Source organism: Kineosporia sp. A_224, from assembly GCF_002198655.1.
In the GTDB taxonomy this organism is placed as follows: domain Bacteria; phylum Actinomycetota; class Actinomycetes; order Actinomycetales; family Kineosporiaceae; genus R-H-3.
In genome coordinates, this window is the sequence record NZ_MWLN01000167.1 from 36,128 (window position 1) to 57,156 (window position 21,029).

At 75.6% G+C, this 21,029-nt stretch carries 18 protein-coding genes; 12 read left to right on the top strand and 6 right to left on the bottom strand.

Annotated elements, in window-relative coordinates; translation table 11 throughout:
* Positions 1-18 precede the first annotated feature (18 nt).
* From EDJALFJO_RS15490 to EDJALFJO_RS15525, 8 genes are all read left to right on the top strand, one after another.
* On the top strand, positions 19-369 hold the full coding sequence (locus tag EDJALFJO_RS15490; protein ID WP_088286794.1) for a thioesterase family protein: 351 nt from the start codon (positions 19-21) through the stop codon (positions 367-369).
* Between the two features lie 175 nt (positions 370-544).
* A complete protein-coding gene (locus EDJALFJO_RS15495; protein ID WP_198950339.1) occupies positions 545-1,747 on the top strand; it encodes a glycosyltransferase in 1,203 nt (400 codons plus the stop codon).
* A complete protein-coding gene (locus EDJALFJO_RS15500; RefSeq protein ID WP_088286798.1) occupies positions 1,744-3,339 on the top strand; it encodes a glycosyltransferase in 1,596 nt (531 codons plus the stop codon). The genes EDJALFJO_RS15495 and EDJALFJO_RS15500 overlap by 4 nt, the downstream gene beginning before the upstream one ends.
* Positions 3,336-4,163 (top strand): ABC transporter permease, encoded by an 828-nt coding sequence (locus tag EDJALFJO_RS15505; protein WP_088286800.1) that lies wholly within the window; start codon positions 3,336-3,338, stop codon positions 4,161-4,163. Before EDJALFJO_RS15500 ends, EDJALFJO_RS15505 begins: the two co-directional genes overlap by 4 nt.
* Complete coding sequence (locus tag EDJALFJO_RS15510; protein ID WP_198950340.1) at positions 4,141-4,968, top strand: ABC transporter ATP-binding protein; 828 nt, start codon at positions 4,141-4,143, stop codon at positions 4,966-4,968. The genes EDJALFJO_RS15505 and EDJALFJO_RS15510 overlap by 23 nt, the downstream gene beginning before the upstream one ends.
* Before the next feature lie 206 nt (positions 4,969-5,174).
* The gene (locus tag EDJALFJO_RS15515) at positions 5,175-6,341 is read left to right on the top strand and encodes a glycosyltransferase (protein WP_198950341.1); all 1,167 of its coding nucleotides are present in this window, start codon (positions 5,175-5,177) and stop codon (positions 6,339-6,341) included.
* Positions 6,342-6,415: 74 nt separating this feature from the next.
* On the top strand, positions 6,416-7,501 hold the full coding sequence (locus EDJALFJO_RS15520) for a DegT/DnrJ/EryC1/StrS aminotransferase family protein (RefSeq protein WP_088286804.1): 1,086 nt from the start codon (positions 6,416-6,418) through the stop codon (positions 7,499-7,501).
* On the top strand, positions 7,501-8,553 hold the full coding sequence (locus EDJALFJO_RS15525) for a Gfo/Idh/MocA family protein (protein WP_088286806.1): 1,053 nt from the start codon (positions 7,501-7,503) through the stop codon (positions 8,551-8,553). The genes EDJALFJO_RS15520 and EDJALFJO_RS15525 overlap by 1 nt, the downstream gene beginning before the upstream one ends.
* 40 nt (positions 8,554-8,593) lie before the next feature.
* Here EDJALFJO_RS15525 and EDJALFJO_RS15530 read toward each other — a convergent pair whose 3' ends face one another.
* Genes EDJALFJO_RS15530 through wecB form a run of 5 tightly spaced genes read right to left on the bottom strand, consistent with a single transcriptional unit; the run spans position 8,594 to position 16,212 of the window.
* Positions 8,594-10,093 (bottom strand): glycosyltransferase, encoded by a 1,500-nt coding sequence (locus EDJALFJO_RS15530; protein WP_088286808.1) that lies wholly within the window; start codon positions 10,091-10,093, stop codon positions 8,594-8,596.
* 2 nt (positions 10,094-10,095) lie between these two features.
* Complete coding sequence (locus EDJALFJO_RS15535; protein ID WP_088286810.1) at positions 10,096-11,499, bottom strand: glycosyltransferase family 4 protein; 1,404 nt, start codon at positions 11,497-11,499, stop codon at positions 10,096-10,098.
* Positions 11,496-12,050, bottom strand: a complete 555-nt coding sequence (locus EDJALFJO_RS15540; protein WP_088286812.1) for a hypothetical protein — start codon at positions 12,048-12,050, stop codon at positions 11,496-11,498. The genes EDJALFJO_RS15535 and EDJALFJO_RS15540 overlap by 4 nt, the downstream gene beginning before the upstream one ends.
* Entirely contained in the window at positions 12,047-15,145 is a 3,099-nt protein-coding gene (locus tag EDJALFJO_RS15545; protein ID WP_088286814.1) for a glycosyltransferase, read from the bottom strand. Before EDJALFJO_RS15545 ends, EDJALFJO_RS15540 begins: the two co-directional genes overlap by 4 nt.
* Positions 15,142-16,212 carry a non-hydrolyzing UDP-N-acetylglucosamine 2-epimerase gene (wecB, locus tag EDJALFJO_RS15550; protein ID WP_088286816.1) on the bottom strand — a complete coding sequence of 357 codons (1,071 nt, stop codon included), beginning with the start codon at positions 16,210-16,212 and terminating at the stop codon, positions 15,142-15,144. Before wecB ends, EDJALFJO_RS15545 begins: the two co-directional genes overlap by 4 nt.
* Before the next feature lie 298 nt (positions 16,213-16,510).
* Between wecB and EDJALFJO_RS15555 the strand changes: the two genes are divergently transcribed.
* Positions 16,511-17,803: a nucleotide sugar dehydrogenase gene (locus tag EDJALFJO_RS15555; RefSeq protein WP_088286818.1), complete on the top strand. Its 1,293-nt coding sequence runs from the start codon at positions 16,511-16,513 to the stop codon at positions 17,801-17,803.
* A 33-nt stretch (positions 17,804-17,836) separates the two neighbouring features.
* Here the strand turns inward: EDJALFJO_RS15555 and EDJALFJO_RS15560 are convergent, their stop codons facing one another.
* The gene (locus tag EDJALFJO_RS15560) at positions 17,837-18,463 is read right to left on the bottom strand and encodes a DapH/DapD/GlmU-related protein (protein ID WP_088286820.1); all 627 of its coding nucleotides are present in this window, start codon (positions 18,461-18,463) and stop codon (positions 17,837-17,839) included.
* Between the two features lie 217 nt (positions 18,464-18,680).
* On the opposite strand from EDJALFJO_RS15560, the gene EDJALFJO_RS15565 reads away from it, so the two are divergent.
* The 3 genes from EDJALFJO_RS15565 to EDJALFJO_RS15575 all read left to right on the top strand — a co-directional run bounded on the left by EDJALFJO_RS15565 (position 18,681) and on the right by EDJALFJO_RS15575 (position 20,956).
* A complete protein-coding gene (locus EDJALFJO_RS15565) occupies positions 18,681-18,941 on the top strand; it encodes a three-helix bundle dimerization domain-containing protein (protein WP_088286822.1) in 261 nt (86 codons plus the stop codon).
* A 156-nt stretch (positions 18,942-19,097) separates the two neighbouring features.
* Entirely contained in the window at positions 19,098-20,024 is a 927-nt protein-coding gene (locus EDJALFJO_RS33565) for an HD domain-containing protein (protein ID WP_158220452.1), read from the top strand.
* On the top strand, positions 20,021-20,956 hold the full coding sequence (locus EDJALFJO_RS15575; RefSeq protein ID WP_088286824.1) for an LLM class F420-dependent oxidoreductase: 936 nt from the start codon (positions 20,021-20,023) through the stop codon (positions 20,954-20,956). Before EDJALFJO_RS33565 ends, EDJALFJO_RS15575 begins: the two co-directional genes overlap by 4 nt.
* Positions 20,957-21,029: the final 73 nt, after the last annotated feature.

Here is a 21,029-nt window from a genome sequence, read left to right on the forward strand (position 1 = left end):
CTGCACGAGGAGGCGCACGTGCTGGAGTCGCTGCAGGCCGGGATCACGGGGGACGCGACGATCACGGTGACCCCCGAGATGTCGCCCCCGCACCTGCCGGAGAAGGTCCTCTCGACGCCGACGATGGTCCGCCTCATCGAGGAGACCTGCCTGGAGAGCGTGCAGCCGCACCTCGACGCGAACGAGACCTCCGTCGGCACGCACGTGAACTTCAGCCACTCCGCGAAGGTCGTCGCGGGCGAGGCCGTCCGCATCGTCACCGAGGTCACCGAGGTCGACCGCCGCCGGATCGAGTTCGTCACCCGGGTCACCTGCGGCGACCGGGTCGTCTCCGAGGGCACCCACCAGCGCTTCGTCGTCCGCTACTAGCCGCCGCCCGCCCCGGGCTGCTCCGCCCGGGGAACCCTGGCGCCCGGCGGCGGGGCCCGATGTCCGGCCGCCGGTGGCCCGGTGTTCACCTGGAGCCGCCGTCAGTTCACCGCCCCCGCCTAGCGTCGCGGCGCGGCCCGTCGGGCCGTCGGCAGCGGACGACCGGGCGGAGAGGGTGGGAGTGCGCGTCCTCATGCTCGTCGCGACCGCCGTCGCGAACGACACCCGGGTGCTGCGCGAGGCGACCGCTCTCGTCCGGGCGGGGCACGCCGTCCACGTGGTCGGGTTCGGGGTGCCGCCGGGGTTCGCCCCGCCGGACGGCGTCACGGTCTCCTCCGCGGGGCGCCGGGCCCGAGCGTCGCGCCCGGAGACCCCCGGGGCCGTGGTCCCGACGAGCGCCGCGCGCCGCGCGCGTCCCCTCTGGTGGCGCGGCGCCCGCTGGCTGCTGCTGCCCGAGCATCGTGCCCGCGCCTTCGGCCGCTGGGCCCGCGAGGCCTACGCCGACGCCACGGACCGCAGGTTCGACGTCGTCCACGCGCACGACTTCAACACCCTCGAGCTCGGCGACCGGCTCGCCCGCGAGCACGGCGTGCCGCTCGTCTACGACAGCCACGAGCTGTGGTTCGGCCGGCCCGTCGTCGGGCGGCCGACGCCGCTGCGCGACGCCCGCGGACGGCGCACCGAGGCCCGGCTCGGCAGCCGGGCCGACGCCGTGGTGACCGTCGGGGAGGGTGTCGCCGAGGCGCTCGAGGACGCCTACGGCTGGCGCGACGTCCGCGTCGTCCGCAACACGTTCGCCGTCCTTCCGCCGCCGACGGCACCGCTCGTCCCGGCCCGGCTGCTCTACGCCGGGCGGTTGGCGCCCTACCGCGAGCTCGAGGTCGTCGCCGCGGCCAGCCGGGACCTCCCGCTGCCCGTCGACATCCTCGGGCCGGCGGACGAGACATGGCTGCGGGACTTCGACCCCGGTGCCGCCCGGGTGCTCGACGCCGTCCCCGCCGATGAGGTCTCGTGGCTGCTGCGCGGTGCCGGGGTCGCCCTCGTCACGCACTCCGACCGCTGGCCGAACCACCGGCTCGCGATGCCCAACAAGCTCTTCCAGGCCGTCGCCGCCGGGGTCCCCGTCGTCGCGACGGACGTCGGGGAGCTCGCGACCCTCGTGCGCGGGTACCGGCTCGGAGCCCTCTACCGGCCCGGTGACCCCGCCTCTCTCGTGGCGGCCGTCGCCGACGTCCTCGCGGGGTACGACCGTTACGCCGCCGCCGTCCGGGTCGCGGCGGCATCGCTCACGTGGCCGGCCGACGAGCGGATGCTCCTCGACGTCTACGCCGGCCTGCCCACCGGACCGAACCACCTCACCAGGAGCCGCGTCCCATGACCGAGAACGACCCGACGACCCGCCCCGCACCCCTGCTCGCCGTCATCGTCGACAACCACGTCGTCGGTGACTCGCGCGTGCAGAAGTGCGCCCTGGCGGCGGCCGCGGCCGGGTACCGGGTCGTCCTCGTCGGGCGGGCGCCCGGTGCCGCCGACACGTTCACGATCGGCGCCGGGGACGTCACCGTCGAGGTGCGCCGGGTCGAGGCGCCCTTCCAGCTCCTGGGCCTGGCCCGCCGCGTCCCCCGGGGACGGTGGCGCTACCCGTTCGCGTACCCGTCGGTCGACCACAACGCCCGCCGCGGGCTGCGGCTCAAGGCCCTGACCGCCGACCTGCGGGCCCGCAAGCTCATCCTGCGCCAGAGCGGGGAGATCGCGGGCTGGCGCGGGCGCGCGAAGGACCTCTCGCTCAAGGCCGAGACCGTGCCGCTGCGCGCCAGGTGGCTGCTGCACCGGTTCCGGCAGGTCGGGTTCCGCGCGCTGAGCGAGCGGGTCAAGCGGGACGACGGTCTCGCAGTGCGGGCGGGGACCCGGCTGCGGACGGCGCTGCGCGGCCCGGGCGCCTGGCGCGGGCTCGACCCGGTGCTGCTCGACGTCGAGCTCGGCTTCGGCCCGTGCCTCGACGAGCTCGCGCCGGACCTGCTGCACGCCAACGACTTCCGGATGTGCGGTGTGGCGGCCAGGGCTGCGGCACGGGCCGCCGCCCTCGGCCGGCGGGTGCCGGTCGTCTACGACGTCCACGAGTGGGTCGCGGGCGTCGCCTCGAAGACCCCGCGCTGGCGGGCCGCCAACACCGGCCACGAGGCCGAGTACATCGGCCGGGCGGACGCCGTCCTCACCGTCTCCGACCGTCTCGCCGACATGCTCCAGGACCGCTACCGGCTGCCCCGGCGGCCCCGGGTCGTCCTCAACGCCCCGCAGTTCGAGCCCGACGGGCCGGCGCCGGACGGCGGGCTGCGCGCGGTCTGCGGGCTGGCGGACGACGTCCCGCTCCTCGTGTACAGCGGCAGCGCCGCCCCGCAGCGCGGCATCGACACGGTCGTGGACGCGCTGGTCCACCTGCCGCTGGTGCACCTCGCGCTCGTCATCTCGCACCCCCGCCGGGCCGAGGAGATCACCGCCCGCGCCCGGGAGGCCGGGGTCGCGCACCGGGTGCACGTGCTGCCCTACGTGCCACCGCAGGACGTCGTGCCGTTCCTGCGCAGCGCCACCGCCGGGCTGGTCCCGATCCACCACTTCCCCAACCACGAGATCGCGCTCATCACCAAGTACCTCGAGTACGCCCACGCGGGCCTGCCGATCATCTCCAGCGACACCGAGACGATGGGCACCACGACCAGGGCGCTCGGCAACGGCGAGGTCTTCGTCGCCGAGGACGTCGCGGACCTCGTGCGTGCCGTCGCGGCGGTGACCGCCGACCCGCAGCGGTACCGCGCCGCGTACGACCGGCACGCCGACGTGCTCCGGTCGTGGTCCTGGCAGGAGCAGGAGGCCGTCCTCCTCGAGGTCTACGCCGACGTCCTCGCCGCCGCGGGAACCGCTGCGCCGCAGCGGGTCCGTGCCGACCTCGCGGTCCGGGCGGGTGCCCGGTGAGCGACGTCCAGGTCTACACGCCGTTCCGGCGCGGGCTGCCCCGGCTGGGGCCGTACGCCCGCGAGGTGTGGGCGCGCAGGCAGTTCGCCCTGGAGCTCGCCCGCACCGAGATCCGGACCGAGAACACCGGCACCGGGCTCGGCCAGCTGTGGCTCGTGCTCAACCCGCTGCTGCTCGCGTTCGTCTACTACGTCCTCACGTCGATCCTGTCCGGCAGCCCCGGCGGCGCAGCGCGGCTGGCGCACATCATGGCCGGGCTGTTCCTCTACTACTTCTTCTCCAGCGCGGTCATCGGCGGCGCGATGTCGATCCTGTCGAGCAGCCGGCTCATCCTCAACACGGCGTTCCCGAAGATGCTCCTGCCGATCTCCGTGGTGCTCGTGAGCTTCCTGCGGTTCCTGCCCTCGCTGGGGATCTACGCGGTCGTGCACGTGCTGGCCGGGCAGCCCGTCAGGTGGCAGATGCTCTGGGGCGTCGTCCCGCTCGCGCTCGTGCTCGTCTTCGCGACCGGTCTGGCGATGCTGCTCGCGACGGTGAACCTCTACTTCCGCGACACGAAGTCGTTCCTGCCGTACACGATGCGGGTCTGGCTCTACCTGAGCCCCGTGCTCTGGCTCCCCGAGCAGGTGCGCGGCAGCCTCGCGTTCCTGCGGTGGGCCAACCCGCTGTTCCCGCTGCTCGGCTCCTGGTCCGAAGCCGTGGTCGAGGGTCGCGCCCCGCAGGCGTGGATGCTCGGCGCCGGTGCGGCCTGGGCCGTGGTGGCCCTCCTCGTCGGCGCGTGGGCGCTGCTGTCCCGGGAGCGTGAGTTCGCTGTCCGCCTCTGAGGCCTTCCTCGAGACCCCGCCGGTCGACGTACCGGCACCGCTGAGCGTCCGCGTCGAGGACCTCCACGTCACCTACCGTGCGAGCCTCGAGCGCCGGCCGACCGTCGCCCGCCGCCTGCGCCGGCTGGGTCGGGGGGAGCGGGTCGTCCGCGAGGTGCACGCCCTGCGCGGGGTGAGCTTCGACGTCCTGCAGGGGCAGGTCGTGGGTGTCGTCGGGGCGAACGGGGCGGGCAAGTCGACGCTGATGCGGGCGCTGGCCGGGATCCTGCCGCCCACGCAGGGCCGGATCGAGGTCCACGGCCGGGTCAGCACCCTGCTGGCGCTCGGCGTCGGCTTCAACGCCAAGCTCACCGGCCGGCAGAACGTCACCCTCGGCGGCCTCGCGGCGGGTCTCGACCGGGAGGAGATCGCCCGCCGGTACACCGAGATCGCGGACTTCGCCGAGCTCGGCGAGGACTTCATGGACATGCCGATGCTCACCTACTCCTCGGGGATGTACGCGCGGCTCGCCTTCTCCGTCGCGGTCCACATGGAGCCCGACATCCTCATCGTCGACGAGGCCCTGTCGACCGGCGACGCCCGGTTCAAGGAGAAGTCCTTCGCCCGGATGCAGGAGCTCTGCGCGCAGGCGCGGACGATCTTCCTCGTGAGCCACGGCCTGAGCACGATCACGCAGCTGTGCACCGAGGCGATGTGGGTCGACAAGGGGGCGCTCGTCGAGCGCGGCGACCCGGCGAAGGTCGTGTCGGCCTACCGGCGCTTCCTCAAGGTCGGGGCCACGGCCGTCACGCAGGAGGACGTCTGAGCCGGGCCGGCCGACGGCGGCTCCGATCGGACAGGCGCTGACCAGCAGGTGAACGGACGATCTCGCACGGGCGACCTCCTGCCGCCGGAGAGCGTTGCGCCACAACGTGTTCGGCTCCTGCTCACCTTCGGTCCGTCTGTGCAGCGCCTGGCTCTGGTTGCCTGGGGCACGTCGCGGGCACCAGGCCCGCGCGCGAGGCGGAGGCCATGTCCAGTCCGGGGTCGGTCATGAACGCAGCCCTCGCGCGGCCGCGTCCGCGGGCGCTCGCCCCGGACGTCTCCCTGATCACCTCGGGGCACGACGTCGCGGACGCCCGGCTGCACCGCGAGGTCGGCGGGGCCCTCGCCCGTGGCCTGCGCGTCGAGGTGCTCGGGCTCGGTGCTGCCGGGGACGCCCCGCACGGCGTGCACGTGCGCACCTGGGACCGGCCGCGCGGCCTGGTCCGGCGCCTGCTCCACGCGACGGCGCTGCCGTGGCGCGCGAGCGGCCGGGTGCTGCTCGTCGTCGACCCCGAGCTCGTCCTGCCGGCGCTCGTCCGGGCCCGGCTCACCGGGCGCCGGCTCGTCGTCGACCTGCACGAGGACTACGCGGCCCTGCTGCGCGACCGGGCCTGGGCCGCACGCGGTCTCGGCCGCCTCGTCCGGCTCGGCGTCGGCCTCGTCGTGCGGGCCGCCGGCCGCGCAGACCTCGTCGTCGTCGCCGACGACCACGTCCCGCCGCTGGTCGTCGCCGACGCGCGCGACGGCGCGGGCCGGCGCGTCGTCGTCCGCAACCTGCCCACCGCCGTCCACCTGCCGCAGCCGGCGCCGATGGCACCGGCCCCGCGGCTGGTGTACGTCGGGGACGTGCGTGCGAGCCGCGGCCTGCACACGATGCTCGAGGCCGTCGAGCAGGCCCCCGGCTGGTCCCTCGACGTCGTCGGACCCGTCGCCCGTGAGGACCAGGACCGCCTCGAGACCTGGCGCGCGACGTCGTCCGCGGCCGGCCGGGTGCGCTGGCACGGCCGCCGGCCGCCCCGCGAGGCCTGGCACCCCGTGGCCGACGCGTGGGCCGGGCTGTGCCTGCTCGACGACACCCCCGCCTTCCGGGACGCCCTGCCGAGCAAGGTGTACGAGTACCTGTGCTCCGGGCTGCCGGTCATCGTCACGCCCCGCCCGCGGATGGTCGAGATCGTCGGGCGCAGCGGTGCCGGTGTCGTCGTCGCCGACGCCGCCGAGGCGGCCGCCGTGCTCCGTCGCTGGACGGCGGACCCCGCCGAACCGCAACGGCTGCGGGAGGCCGCACGCGCCTTCGCCCGCACGCTCGGCGACGGCACCGACCACTACGCCGACCTCGCCGGCCGGGTCGCGGCCCTGGGCCGCCGCCGCTCGTGACCCGGACCGCCCGGGCCCGGACCGCCGAGCCGGAACACCCTCTGCAGCAACGAACCGAAAGGACCACATCCCCGATGTCCCCGATGATCCCGGTCGGCAAGCCCCTCCTCGGTGAGCAGGAGCGGGCGGCCGTCGACCGTGTCCTGCGCAGCGGGATGATCGCGCAGGGCCCGGAGGTCGCCGCCTTCGAGACCGAGTTCGCGCAGGCGCTCGTCGCCGGCCGCCGCTGCGTCGCCGTCGGTTCGGGGACCGCCGGCCTGCACCTCGGGCTGCTCGCCGCCGGCGTCGGCCCCGGCGACGAGGTCGTCGTCCCGTCGTTCACCTTCGCGGCCACCGCGAACGCCGTCGCGCTCACCGGGGCCACCCCGGTCTTCGCGGACATCGACCCGGTGACGTACTGCCTCGACCCGGCCGCCGCCGAGGCCGCGGTCACGCCGCGCACCGTCGGCATCATGCCGGTGCACCTCTACGGCCACCCGGCCGACATGACGGCGCTCGGTGCCGTCGCGCAGCGGCACGGCCTCGCGCTCTTCGAGGACGCCGCCCAGGCCCACGGCGCGACCTGGCAGGGCAGCCCCGTCGGCTCCTTCGGGCGCTTCGGGATGTTCAGCCTCTACCCGACGAAGAACATGACGGCCGGCGAGGGCGGCATGGTGTCGGCCGCCGACGAGGACCTGGCCCGGGCGGTGCGGCTGCTGCGCAACCAGGGCATGGAGCGCCGCTACGAGAACGAGGTCGTCGGCTTCAACTGCCGGATGACCGACCTGCACGCCGCGATCGGCCGCGTCCAGCTCAGCCGGCTCCCGGAGTGGACGGAACGCCGCCAGAAGAACGCCGCGTTCCTCGACGACAACCTGCACGGTGTCGTCACCCCGACCGTCGTCGACGGTGCGACGCACGTCTACCACCAGTACACCGTCCGGGTCCCGGGCGACCGCGACGCGTTCGTCGCGGCCCTCGCCGACCGCGGTGTCGGCAGCGGCGTCTACTACCCGGTGCCGGTGCACCGGCTCGCGTCCTTCGGGCTCGACCTCGACCTGCCCGCCACGGAGAAGGCCGCGCGCGAGGTGGTCTCGCTGCCCGTCCACCCAGGGCTCACCGAGGCCGAGCTCGAGCAGGTCGTCTCCGCCGTGAACGCCGTCGCCGGGGCGGGTGCCTGATGGCCGCGCTGCGCGCCGGGCTGGTCGGCCTCGGGATGATGGGGCGCCACCACGCCCGCGTGCTCCGTTCGCTGGAGGGCGTCGAGCTCGTCGCCGTCGCGGACCCCGGTGGCGACCCGCACCAGGCCGCGACGGGCGTCCCGCTCCACGACGGCGTCCAGGGGATCATCGACGCCGGGGTGGACTACTGCGTCGTCGCCGTGCCGACGGCCTTCCACGAGGAGACCGCGCTCGTCCTCGCCGAGGCCGGTGTGCACGTCCTCGTCGAGAAGCCGCTCGCCCCGGACGTCGCGTCCGGCCTGCGGATCGTCGAGGCGTTCGAGTCCCGCGGCCTCGTCGGCGCGGTCGGCCACATCGAGCGGTTCAACCCGGCGCTGCAGAGCCTGCGGCGGCGCCTCGAGGCCGGCGAGCTCGGCGACGTCTACCAGGTCGTCACCCGCCGCCAGGGCCCGTTCCCGGCGCGCATCTCCGACGTCGGCGTCGTCAAGGACCTCGCGACGCACGACATCGACCTCACCGCCTGGGTGACCCGCTCCCGGTTCACCTCGGTCGCGGCCCGGACGCTGCACAAGAGCGGCCGCGCCCACGAGGACCTCGTCGCCGTCGTCGGCCAGCTCGAGAACGGTGCGGTGACCAGCCACCTCGTGAACTGGCTGTCCCCGCTCAAGGAGCGGGTCACGGTCGTCACCGGGGAGCGCGGCGCGTTCGTCGCGGACACCCTCACCGCCGACCTGACCTTCCACGCCAACGGCGTCATCCCGACCCAGTGGGACGACCTCGCGACGTTCCGCGGGGTCGCCGAGGGCGACATGGTCCGCTACGCGATCCCCAAGCCCGAGCCGCTGCGGACCGAGCACGAGGCCTTCCGGGACGCCGTCCTGGGCCTCGGCGCAGACGTCGTCACGCTGCGCCAGGGCCTCACGACCGTGGCCGTCGCCGAGGCCTGCCTCGAGTCGGCGCTCACCGGCCGGCCGTCCGCGCTCGGGGCGGACGGCCCGCTGCTCGCAGGGCCGGTCCCCGGCCCCGCGGTGGCACCGGCGCTCGCCGTCTGACCGCACCCGGACGACGTCGCCGCTGCCGCGACCGGCCCCGCTACCGACCCAGCAGGAGGTCGTCGTAGCTGGGCTGCGTCGTCCGGGCGTCGTACCGGTCGCGGACCCACCCGGCGGCCGCGGCCCCCGCCGCGCGCCAGGTCGCGACGTCCGCGGTGAGGGCGAGCACGCGGGCTGCGGCCGCGGCCGGCTCCGGCGTGACCCAGTCCGCCGGGAAGAGGTCCTGCGGGCCGCCGACGGCGGCGAAGAGCGGCCAGTCCCGGACGACGGGCACCGCACCGGACGCCGCCCCCTCGACGAGGCCGAGGTGGAACGACTCGCGCACGCTGGAGGAGACGACGACGCCGACCCGGCGGAGCAGGTCCGGCACGTCGGGGGTGAAAGGCACCCGTTCCACGGCGCCGGCGACGTCGGGTGCGGCGAGCCGCTCCTCGAGCCGGCGCCGGTAGCCCGCCGCGCCGGCCGGCCCGGCCGGGTCGAGGTCCTCCCCGACGAGGAGCAGCCGGTAGCGCCGGTCGTGCCTGCGCAGGAGGGCGAGCGTCTCGACCGCCCACAGCGGGTCCTTCGCGACGACGCCGTACCCGACGACGGCGAGCGTGAACCGGGCGTCGTCCGGCTTCGGACGGGCGAACCGCTGCAGGTCGGCGAGGTTCGCCAGGACGTGGCGGCGCGGCGCGGCGGCCTCCGGCACGAGGTGGTCGAGCAGTCGGCCCAGGTGCGGGCCGACGACGACGAGGTCGTCGACCCGGTCGTACCCGACGAGGTGCGGGAACACGGTGAACGCCTCGAAGCTGTGCAGCCGGACGATGACCCGGGCCCGGCCGGGGTCCAGGGCGGACAGCAGCACGGCCCCGCGCTGCAGCCAGTCGAGGAAGACCGTGTCGGCACCGTCCACCGCGTCCGCGAGCGGGCGCGCCCACGGCAGCGACCGGGCGTCGTCGGGGCCGGTGAGCCGCAGCCGTAGCTGCTGCAGCGGCGAGAGCGGCAGCCCCGGCAGGTCGGCGAGGTCGAGCCGGCGCACCTCGACGCCGGGCCTGCCGGTGTACTGCGCCGCGACCGGTTCGAGGAACTTCCAGTTCTTGAGCGTCACCAGGAGCAGCCGGTGCGGCCGGTCCGTCGGCGCGGCGGCGGGGGGCTGCCTGCGAGGGGGCAGCGGCCGGGTCGCCCGCGTCCATGCGGTGCTGCCGAGCAACGGTTGCATGAAGGCGTTGGAGGAGTCGACGAGCGGCGAGGACGTCCCGTCGAAGTGCAGCGTCCGGTGGAAGGCGATCGCGGCGGCCCGCGCGAGCGGCCCGGCCGCCGAGGCCGGTCCGGACCGGGCCAGCGCGGCGTCCGCCTCCGCGGCACAGGCGGCGACCGCCTCGGTGACCTCGTCGGGGCCGGGCGGCAGGACGCCGGCGTCGAGGGCCGCGAGGACGGCCTCCGCCCGCGACCCGCCGGCTCCGGCGCGCAGACCGACGGCGCGGGTCAGCGCCCGACGGGCGCCGCCCGCCCGCCGGCGCAGCGCGCGCAGTGCCTCCCCGCCGGGCGAGGGCCCCACCGTCAGCGGCCGATCGTGCGGACCGGCTGCACCGGGGTCCCGGGCGTCGTCGCGAGGACGCGGCGGTACACCTCGGCGAGGACCTCGGACTGCCGCTCCCAGGTCCAGTCCTCGAGCAGGCCGGGCCGGTCGTACGCCGCCCGGTAGCGGGGCAGGTCCGCGAGCACCGTGCGGGTCGCCGTCACGAACGAGTCCCGGTCCTCGGCGACGAAGACCTCCCCGTTCCCGAGCTCGCGGGTCAGCGCGGCCATCGCCCGGACGTCGCTCTGCACGACGGGGAGCCTCGCCCGTGCGTAGTCGAAGTACTTCGTCGCGATCGTCACGTCGTAGTTCTCCACGTGGACCATCGACTGGACGCCGACGGACGCGGTGCGCACGAAGGGGACCACGTCCTCGACGGGCACGTAGCCGAGCACGTGGAGCCGGTCCGCCACCCCGAGCCCGGCCGCGGTCTTCTCCAGCAGGTCCACGTAGTCGTTCCGGCGGGTGAGGAGGGCCAGGTGCACCCCGGGCAGGTCGGCCAGGGCCTCGACCGTCGGCAGGAGTCCGCGCTTGGCCGCGCTCACCCCGATGTAGACGAGCAGCGGGACGTCGTCGGCGAGCCCGAGCGTGGTGCGCACGTCCCCCGACCCGGACGCGGACCCGCTCGCCGGCGGGGCGTTCATGACGACGCTCGGCAGCACCGGCAGACGGTGGTGCCCGGCGATCCGTTCGGCCATCTCGGGGGAGACGGCGACGACGGCGTCGGCCTCGTGGATGTGGGCGGCCTCGTACGCCTCGTAGGCGATCCGCCAGCGCAGCGTCGGGCCACCGACCCCCGGGAGGAACTCGTGGGAGTCGAAGACGACGCGCACGTCGACGCCCTTGGCGCGCAGCCGGCGGGCCGACCGGACGGCCACCCCGAGCATCCGGTAGTCGTGCGCGTGGAGGATCTGCGGCCGGATCTGGTCGACGACCGGCCAGTACGCGCGCTCGTAGTCGAGCAGCCGGGGCTCGAGCCGCGCCCAGCACCGGTCCCCGCGCAGCGCGCGCCAGAACCGGGCGCGGGCGGCGTCCAGCACCGTGTCGTCGAGCGCGCGCGGCGGCCGCGCACCTGCGCCGGCCGGCCCCCCGTCGGCCGCCCGGCCGCGCAGCGCCCCGGTGGCCCGGGAGAGCTTGCGGGCGATGCGGCGGTACCGGTCCAGGGCGCGCCGCTGCGCCTGCTCCCTGGCGAACCGCACGGGCACGCGACGGACCGTGGCGGCGCCGAGCGGCCGCTCGTCCCCGGGGCCGACGGCCTGCCCCAGCAGGGTGACCCGGTGCCCCGCGTCCGCCATGGCGCGGGCCGCCTTCTGCACCCGGCCGTCCCCGTCGATCGAGTTGTCGACCATCATGAGGACGACGACGCCGTCCTGCTGCTCGCTCATCCCGAGACTTCCTGCCTGGCCTCACGGCCTGTCGTCCGGCGTGCCCGGGCCTCGTGCCGGCGGGCCGGTGCCGCCGCGTCCAGGTGGCGCAGGGCGGCGGGGATCCCGTAGAACGCGGGCCTGCGGCCCGCCCGCGCGAAGCGCCACACGGGGTAGACCGCGACCCGGTCCAGCGCGACGAGCACGTCCGCGTCGCGGAGGACCGCACGCGACTGCGGGTCCCGCCGGGCCGCCCGGAAGGCGCGCACGCCCGCCGACGACCGCAGGTCGAGCAGCCGCAGCGCGCGGTAGGTCCCGGCGTCGAGGAGACGGCGGACCGGCGAGCGGGTCGGCGCCGCCGGGCGGGAGGACCGCGTGAGGACGAGCCGGCGGTGCCCGTGCAGGCCCAGGCCGGTCAGGACCCGTGCCTCGGGCAGCGTGTGCAGCAGGGCCAGGACCTCGGCGCCGCGGGCGACGAGCGCCGCCACCGGGATCTCCAGGGCCGTGCGGGTCGGCGCGACGACCCCCACGAGGACGACCCGGACGGGTCGGGGCGCCGCGTCGGGGCTCATCGGGACACCCCCGCGGGGGTGGGGCGGGCTGCGGCAGGGGTTGCCGGCGGTGGCACGTCCTGGGTGTGCTGCAACGGGTTCCGCCGCCCGAACCGGTCGTCGAGCATCGCGACGACCGGGTCCAGCTGGAGACTGCGCTCGAACCGGCCCGCGTGGTCGCGGGCTGCGGCGCGGTCCGCCTCGGACGCCGACAGGGCCCGGCGCGCGGTCTCGACGAAGCCGTCGCGCAGCGCCTCCGCCGTGAGCGCCGGCGGCCGGACCCACAGCGGGTACCCCTCGAGGACGTCCTGCGCGGCGTGCGGCATCTCGTGCGCCGACAGCACCGGCAGGCCCGTCGCCATGTACTCGTACACCTTTCCCGAGGTCACGAAACGGCCTCCGGCCAGGGCGAGGAGGAGTGCGTCCCACCGGCCGTAGGTCGCCGCCACGTCGGCCTTCGCCACCGGTCCGCCGTAGGTGACGCCGTGCACCCCGGCCCGGGCGATCACCGCGGCGTTGCCGTTCGCGCCGGCCGCCCAGCCCGCCCCGACGTGCCCGCGGAAGGTCAGCGTCGAGCGGGCGAGCACCTCGTCGCGCTGCCGGGCGGCCACCCAGGCGTCCACGACGAGCGACAGGTGGGCCGGCGTGAGGTTCACCGTGCCCAGGTACCCGAACGCGAGGCCGGCCGCCGGGTCCGGGCGCCGGGCGACCGCGAGGTCGGTACCGAGGTCGGCGTCGAACCCGTTGCGGGCCACGTGGACCCGGGACGCGAGCTCCGGGTACCGGTCGCGGTAGAACTGCGCGATCGGCTCGTTGACGGTGCAGACCGCCTCGGCCCCGGCAAGGACGCGTCGCTCCCAGCGCCCGCGCCGCGTGCGCGTGCCGAAGGCCTCGCCCGCACCGAGGACGTCCACCGACCAGCCGTCGCGGAAGTCGACGACGTACGGCGTCCCGGTCCTGCGCCGCACGTGCCGGGCGACGGCGAGGGTCGTGTACGGGGCGGGGGAGACCAGGAGCAGGTCTGCCGGGCGGTCCCGGACGACGGCCTCGGTCCCGCGCTCGAGGGCGCGCCGCCAGGGCCCGAAGACCTTCTCCGGGAACGGGATCGTGTCGAGCCGGTGGCGCAGGCGGACCCAGCGGGCCGGGTGCCTGGCCCGGAACCAGGAGTACCCGCGCACGTCGGGGTCGAGGTCCGCGCGGCGCAGCGGGAGCTCGACGATCCGGACCCGCGGGTCGACGAGGTCGAGGAGGCTGAGGTCCAGCCCGTACTCGAGGTCCCACGCGTGCCGGTCGATCGTCACGACGGTGACGTCCCAGCCGCGGTCGACGAAGAGGTTGGCCGTGGCCCGCATCCGGTAGGCACTGCTCTTCGCCGCCGGCGGGAAGCCGATGGCGACGTAGACGAGGTGCGGCCGCGTGCCGGGCCGGGCGCCGTCCGCCCCGGTGCGGGCGGGCGGCACGAGGACGTCGAGCAGCCGCGGCAGGACGGCGGCCGAGCCGTAGCGGGCACGGACCAGCCCGGCGGCCTGCGCCGCGGTCCGCGTGCGGACGTCGTCCGGCTCCGCGGCGAGGGCGAGGACCCGGGCGGCCGCCTCCTGCGGCGACCGCACCACCCACTCGGCCGGGAAGACCTCGCCCGCGCCGCCGAACTCCGCGACGTCCGGCCAGTCCCGCGCCACGGGCAGGCAGCCCGCCGTGACGGCCTCGCAGAACGCCACCCCGTGCGACTCGCGCCGGCTCGACGACAGCACGTACCCGGCGTCGCGCAGCACCTCCGGCAGGTCCGCGGTCCACCCCGTGCGGATCACGGCGTCCCCCGCAGCGGCGATCCGGCGCAGCACCTCCGCCCGGTACCGGCGCCCGGGCGGCAGCTGGGGGTCGGCGTAGTCCGCGCCGACGAGGAGCAGCCGCCACCGGGGGTCGTGCCGGCGCAGCTCGTCGAGCACCTCGAGGGCCCACAACGGGTCCTTGACCGGCTGCGCCCAGCCGACCACTGCGACCGTCCGCGCGGCGTCCGGCCGTTCGGCGCGGGACGCGTGGCCGTCCGGCGGCGGACCGTCCAGGGCGACCGGGTTCGGGACGACGTGCACCAGGGGCCCGCCCCGACGTGTCCTCGCCGGGGCGAGGGCCGGGACGACGTGCCGGACCAGGGACTCGAGCTGGCCCCCGACGAGGACGACGTCGTCGACGCGTGACCAGTCGACGAGATGCGGCTCGACGGAGAAGGCCTCGACGCTGTGCAGCCGGACGACGAGGCGGGCGCCCGGCGGGACGACGAGGCTCGCCCACACCGCGGCCGCCGTGCACCAGTCCACGACGACGACGTCCGCCTCGCGCAGGAGCGCGGCGACCTCGGGGGCGGCCGCTGACGCGTCCACCGCGGCACCTGCCGCCGGGTCCCCCAGCCGGGCCCGGGCCAGGACGACCGGCGCCGGCACGAGCCCGTCGGCCCGCGGCCCGGTGAGGTCGAGGCGGGTCACCCGGGCGCCCGCCCCGACGAGCCCCCTCTCGACCTCCCCGAGGAAGTGCGCGTTGCCGTCCGTCACGAGCAGCACCCGCGGCCGGTCGACGGGGGCCGGAGCACCCTCGGCGGCCTGCGTGCGCTGGTGGAGGCGGGTGTAGGCGGCGGACCGGATCACCGGGTCGAGCCAGCCGGAGCCTTTGTGGGACAGCGGGGACGGCGTGTCGAGGGTGTGCAGGCTGCGGTGCAGCAGGACGTGCAGCGCCTGGAGCAGGTGGTCGGCGGCGGCCGCCGCGCGCCCGACCGCGAGGGCCCGGTCGGCGGCGTCCGCGAGCGTCCGGGCGGCCGCGAGGATCGTTGCCCGGTCGACGCGCTCGGCGCCCGTGCTGTTCGGCCCGTCGGCGGACGTGCTGCCGGCGGACGTGTCGACGAGGTCGAGGGCGAGCAGGGCCTGCTGGCCCCCGAGCCGGGCCAGCAGATCGGAGCCGCGGGCGTGACGCAGCGCCCGGTCGACGACGTCGACGGCCTCCGCCTGCCGGCCGTCGCGGCGCAGCCTGTCGACGAGCAGCGGGGCCTGCCGCAGGGCCGCTGTCCGCGTCCTGTCGTCGTCGACCGCGCGCAGCCAGTCCTGGGCGGGCATGTCGGTGGCCGTCACACCCGGGCCGTGACCCGTCGTGCGGCGAGCGCCGTCGCCACCGCGGACGCGGCGGTCCCGGCGCCGTACGGGGTCGCGTCGGTCGGGGCAGGGTCGAGCCGGGCCAGTGCCTGCGGCAGGTCCGCCGGTTCGGCGAGGACGTTCCAGCCGAGGGCGAGCGTCTCGGTCCACTCCGTCTCGGTCCGCAGCGTCACGCACGGCGTCCGTAGCAGGAACGCCTCCTTCTGCAGACCGCCGGAGTCGGTGACGACGGCGCGGGCGCCGACGACGGCGGCCACGGTCTGCGGATACGGCAGCGGGGGGCTGACCCGGACCCGTCCGCGGTCGAGCGCGATGCCGTGCTCGCGGGCCCGGGCGACGAGCCGCGGGTGGGCGAGCAGGAGGACCGGCACGGGGAGCCGGGCGAGCGCGTCGCAGACGGCGGCCAGCCGTTGCGGGTCGTCGGTGTTCTCCGCCCGGTGCACCGTCGCGACGACGTACCCGGACCCCCGCAGGTCCTCGGGCACCGGCGACGGCCGGTCGGCGACCTGGTCGCGCGTCCGCAGGCAGACGTCGGTCATGACGTCGCCGACGAGCACGCTGCGCGCCGACAGCCCTTCGGACGCGAGGTGCGTCATCGCCGCGGCGGTCGGGGCCAGCAGGAGGTCGGCGGCGTGGTCGGTGAGCACCCGGTTGTGCTCCTCGGGCATCCGGCGGTTGAAGGAGCGCAGGCCGGCCTCGAGGTGCGCCACCGGCAGGTGCAGCTTCACGGCCGCGAGCGCGGCGGCGAGCGTCGAGTTCGTGTCCCCGTAGACGAGCACCCAGTCCGCGGCGCTGCCGGCGAGCACGGGCTCGAGGGCCGCGAGCATCGCACCGGTCTGGGCGCCGTGCGGCAGCGAGCCCACTCCGAGATGCACGTCCGGCACCGGGATGGCGAGGTCGTCGAAGAAGACGTCGGACATCGCCGCGTCGTAGTGCTGCCCGGTGTGGACGATGACGTGCTCCGCCCCTGCCTCGTCGAGGGCCCGTGCGACCGGTGCGAGCTTGACGAACTGGGGCCGTGCTCCGACCACGCTGACGATCTTCATCGGGATGGACACCTTCGGGGGTCTTCCGGGGCGCGCCCGGCCGGATCCAGCGTAGGCAGCGCAGGAGGGCCGCCCCGCCGCGGAAGGGTTGCGTCGACAGGTGTTCCCCGGTGCGTCGTCCGCTGTTCCCCGGGGAGTCAGGCAGGTCCCCGACGTGTCGGCTGCCATTGCCTGCGGCGTCGGTTCCTGTTCATCTGCGACGGGTCCGCCCGCACTACGGTGACCCACCGTCCGGGCGCGTCGTCCGGGCGCACGCGGATGCCGGGCCCGTACCGGCGCACCGACCCGAAGGGGCCTCGTGAGGATCGCCGTCGTCGCACTCGGCAAGATCGGCCTGCCGCTCGCCGTCCAGTTCGCCACGAAGGGGCACGACGTCGTCGGCGTCGACGTCGACCCGCGGGTCGTCGGCCTCGTCAACGCCGGCAGCGAGCCGTTCCCGGGCGAGCACGACCTCGCACGGCTGCTCGCGGAGAACGTCGCGGCCGGCCGGCTGCGGGCGACGACGGAGTACAAGGACGCCGTCCCCGGCAGCGACGCCGTCGTCCTCGTCGTGCCGCTGTTCGTCGACGAGCGGACGGCGGAACCCGACTTCGGCTGGATGGACGCCGCGACGGCCTCGCTCGCCGAGTGCCTGACCCCCGGCACGCTCGTCGCCTACGAGACGACGCTGCCCGTCGGGACCACGCGGACCCGCTGGAAGCCCATGCTGGAGAACGGGTCCGGCCTCGTCGAGGGGCGGGACTTCCACCTCGTGTTCAGCCCGGAGCGGGTGCTCACCGGGCGGGTCTTCGCCGACCTGCGCAAGTACCCCAAGCTCGTCGGCGGTCTGACCGCCGAGGGCGCTGCCCGGGCCACGGCGTTCTACGAGGCGGTGCTCGACTTCGACCCGCGCCCGGACCTCGCCCGCGGCAACGGCGTGTGGGACCTCGGCAGCGCCGAGGCGGCCGAGATGGCCAAGCTCGCCGAGACGACGTACCGGGACGTGAACATCGGGCTCGCCAACCAGTTCGCCCGCTTCGCGGGCGCCCACGGCATCGACGTCATGCAGGTCGTCGAGGCGAGCAACAGTCAGCCGTACAGCCACATCCACACCCCCGGCATCGCGGTCGGCGGCCACTGCATCCCGGTCTACCCGCGCCTGTACCTGTGGAACGACCCGGACGCGACCGTCGTCCGGGCCGCCCGGAGGGCCAACGCCGAGATGCCCGACCACGCGGTCGACCTGCTCGAGGCGGCGCACGGGGACCTCGCCGGGCAGCGGGTGGCCGTCCTCGGCGCGGCCTACCGCGGCGGCGTCAAGGAGACGGCGTTCTCCGGCGTCTTCCCGACGGTCGAGGCGCTCGCCGGCCGCGGCGCCGAGCCGGTCGTCCACGACCCGCTCTACACCGACGACGAGCTGGAGCGGCTGGGGCTCACGCCCTACGCGCTCGGCACCCCCGTCGACGCGGCCGTGGTCCAGGCCGACCACGCCGGGTACCGGGCGCTGACCCCCGCGGACCTGCCCGGCGTCCGGACCCTCGTCGACGGCCGCCGGGTCACCGACCCCGCGCTGTGGGCCGGGGTCACGCGGCGCGTCATCGGCGCCCCCTGACCCCGCGGGCCCGCGGCCGGCCGGCCGGCGCGGTCAGCCTTCGACGCGCGTGACCCCGTCCGGGCCCTCGACGTAGCACTCGCCCGTCTGCGGGCAGACCCAGCGCTGCCCGCCGTCCGTCGTGCCGCTCGCAACGAGCCGGACGCCGGCCCGGCCGACCCAGCCGATCCGGCGCGCGGGCACGCCCACGACGAGCGCGTGGTCCGGGACGTCGTCGACGACCACCGCGCCCGCCGCGACGAGCGCCCAGCGGCCGACCGTCACCGGGGCGACGCAGACGGCACGGGCGCCGATCGACGCGCCCTCGCGCACCGTCACCCCGACGACGTCCCAGTCGGACGCCGACTTGAGGTCGCCGTCCGGGGTCACCGCCCGCGGGTTGTGGTCGTTCGTGAAGACGACCGCGGGGCCGACGAAGACGCCGTCCTCGAGGACGGCCGGCTCGTAGACGAGCGCGTAGTTCTGGATCTTGCAGCGGGACCCCACCCGGACACCTGTGCCGACGTACACACCTCGCCCGACGACGACGTCCTCGCCGAGGACGGCGTCCTCGCGGACCTGCGCCAGGTGCCACACGGAGGTGCCGTCCCCGACCCTGGCGGAAGGATGGACCTCCGCCGAGGGGTGGATCCGGGTGCGGGTGGTCGCGGCGGTCGTCATGCGTCCTTCTTCCTCGGGCTTGCTTCCTCGGGCTTGCGCGAACGTCCACGGGCAGGTCGGACCGCTCATGACAGCGGGACGCCCCGACCACGTGGCGTGCTGTGTCCGGCGCCACGCCGTCGTCCTGGTGAACGTTCGCTGAACGCCCTGACGACGGTGAACGGCGCGTGCCTAGACTGCAAACGGTTCCATGTCACAGCCGCCCGGAGGTCGCACCATGGACGTCGACCAGGAGATCCGCCGTCTCTCGGCCACCCTCGCGGTGCGCCACCCGCTCTTCGCACCGCAGACGGTCGAGCGTCTCGTCGCGCGGCTGTTCGAGGGCTACGCGGACGCCAGGGTACGGACGTACCTGCCCGTCCTCGTCGAGCGGGCCGCGGACGCCCAGTTGCGTGACCTCGACCGCGACTACGCCGGCGAGCGCTCCCCGCACGCGGTCTCGCTGCGCGGAGCCGACGAGGCCGCGCTCAGCGCCTGAGGCCCGGTGCGCCGCCCTCCCGATGAACGGTCGGCGACGTGGCGATGAAACCGCGATGCACGCCTCGCGGTCGGGTTCCGCCCGATCGGTACGAGCGTGACGATGGGGACGGGGACGCCGCCGACGGCGGTCCCGGGGCGAGCGGAGGACCACCCGGTGGGCGTGCGGCGCAGGTCGTGGAGCGGTGTCACGGGGTCGCGACCCGGTGAGCCGGTCGAGATCTCGGCCTTCGTCCGGGCGCTGCCGGACGTCGTCGCCGCCGAGCGGCTCGCGGCGGTCCTCCTCGTCGGCTCCCCGGAACGGCTGCGCCACCTGCGGACCGCGGCGGCCGTCGCGCTGACCGCCTCCGAGACCGTGGCCCCGGACCGGCTCGAGATCCTGCTCAGCGCGACCGTCCTGCACGACATCGGGTACGCCGAGGTGGTCCGCAGCACCGGCTTCCACCCCCTGGACGGCGCGGAGTGGCTGCGTGCGCACGGCGCACCGGCCGACGTCGCCGGGGTGGTCGCCCACCACTCCGAGGCGGCCCTGCTGCCCGGCGCCGACGCCTACCTGGCCCGGCTCGGCCGCCTGCCCCACCCCGAGCCGACGCTCTCCGACGTCGTCACGTACGCCGACCAGACGACGACGCCCGACGGCCGCCGGACGGCGCTGCTCGACCGCCTGCGCGAGCGGCGCCTGCGGCGGCCCGCCACCGGTCCGGCCGCCTGCGAGGCGCAGCGCCGGCGTGCGGAACGCCTCGTGCACGCGGTCACCCGGGTCACCGCCCGGCTCGACCGGATCGGTGCCGCCGACGTGTCGCTGCACGCCGTCGACCCGTACCTGGCGCCCAGCCGGCCGCTGCCGGGCGACGACATCGTGGCGCAGGTCCTCGAGGCGGTCCCGCTGCTCGGTGCCGCCGACGGGCTGGACCGCGACGAGCGGGTCGGCGCCGCCGTCCACGCCGCCCGGCTGCTGCTCGCCGCCGACTGCGACCCGGCGTGGGACGACGTGCTCGCCACGGCCTGCCGGCTGCTCGGCCGGGACGCGCCGCCCGTCCCCGGGTCCCTCGCCGAGCCACCCCGGGTTACGCTCCGCCGGTGAGCCTTCGACTCGGGTACCAGATCCCCAACTTCTCCTACGGGACGGGCGTCGACGCCCTCTTCCCCACGGTCGTCGCCCAGGCCCGGGAGGCCGAGGCGTCGGGATTCGACACCGTCCTCGTGATGGACCACTTCTACCAGCTGCCCGGGATCGGGACGCCGGACCAGCCGATGCTCGAGTGCTACACGGCGCTCGGCGCACTCGCGGGTGCGACGTCGACGATCCAGCTCTCCTCGCTCGTCACGGGCAACACGTACCGCAACCCCGCGGTCCTCGCGAAGACCGTGACGACGCTCGACGTCGTCTCGGGCGGCCGCGCGGTCCTCGGGATCGGGGCCGGCTGGTTCGAGCGCGAGCACCTCGACTACGGCATCGAGTTCGGCACCTTCAGCGACCGGTTCGTGCGTCTCGAGGAGGCGCTGAACATCATCACGCCGATGCTGCGCGGGGAGAACCCCACGTACGACGGCCGGTGGTACCACGTGCAGAACGCGATGAACGAGCCGCGGCTGCGCCCGAGCATCCCCGTCATGCTCGGCGGCTCGGGCGAGCAGAAGACGTTCCGGCTGGCCGCGTTGTTCGCCGACCACATGAACATCATCTGCGACAAGCAGGACATCCCCCGCAAGCTCGCCGCGCTCGCGCAGCGCTGCGAGGAGGCGGGCCGCGACCCGGGCTCGATCGAGACCAGCTATCTCGGGTTCGTCTTCATCGCCGAGAACGCGGCGCAGGCCGAGGGCTTCCTCGCCCAGGTGCCGCCGGAGCGCCGCGCGCGGATCTTCGCCGGGACGGCGGAGCAGGTCGCCGACCAGCTGAAGACCGACGTCATCGACGCCGGCATCGGCGGGCTCACGGTGAACATGGTCGTCAACGGCCACGTCCCGGGGGTCGTGACCCTCGCCGGCGAGACGCTGCGTCCGCTCGTGGGCTAGGAGACTGCTGAACAAAACGCCGACCGGGGTCCGTCGCTGACCTTGGTCGGTGGGTCAGGCTGGGCTCGTGCAG

Bases quoted from the DNA above. Each gene is read 5' to 3' on its own strand.
- EDJALFJO_RS15560 (WP_088286820.1), bottom strand. From the start codon at position 18,463: ATGACGACCGCCGCGACCACCCGCACCCGGATCCACCCCTCGGCGGAG.
- EDJALFJO_RS15520 (WP_088286804.1), top strand. From the start codon at position 6,416: ATGTCCCCGATGATCCCGGTCGGCAAGCCCCTCCTCGGTGAGCAGGAG.
- EDJALFJO_RS15565 (WP_088286822.1), top strand. From the start codon at position 18,681: ATGGACGTCGACCAGGAGATCCGCCGTCTCTCGGCCACCCTCGCGGTG.
- wecB (WP_088286816.1), bottom strand. From the start codon at position 16,212: ATGAAGATCGTCAGCGTGGTCGGAGCACGGCCCCAGTTCGTCAAGCTC.
- EDJALFJO_RS15540 (WP_088286812.1), bottom strand. From the start codon at position 12,050: ATGAGCCCCGACGCGGCGCCCCGACCCGTCCGGGTCGTCCTCGTGGGG.
- EDJALFJO_RS15515 (WP_198950341.1), top strand. From the start codon at position 5,175: ATGTCCAGTCCGGGGTCGGTCATGAACGCAGCCCTCGCGCGGCCGCGT.
- EDJALFJO_RS15535 (WP_088286810.1), bottom strand. From the start codon at position 11,499: ATGAGCGAGCAGCAGGACGGCGTCGTCGTCCTCATGATGGTCGACAAC.
- EDJALFJO_RS15525 (WP_088286806.1), top strand. From the start codon at position 7,501: ATGGCCGCGCTGCGCGCCGGGCTGGTCGGCCTCGGGATGATGGGGCGC.
- EDJALFJO_RS15500 (WP_088286798.1), top strand. From the start codon at position 1,744: ATGACCGAGAACGACCCGACGACCCGCCCCGCACCCCTGCTCGCCGTC.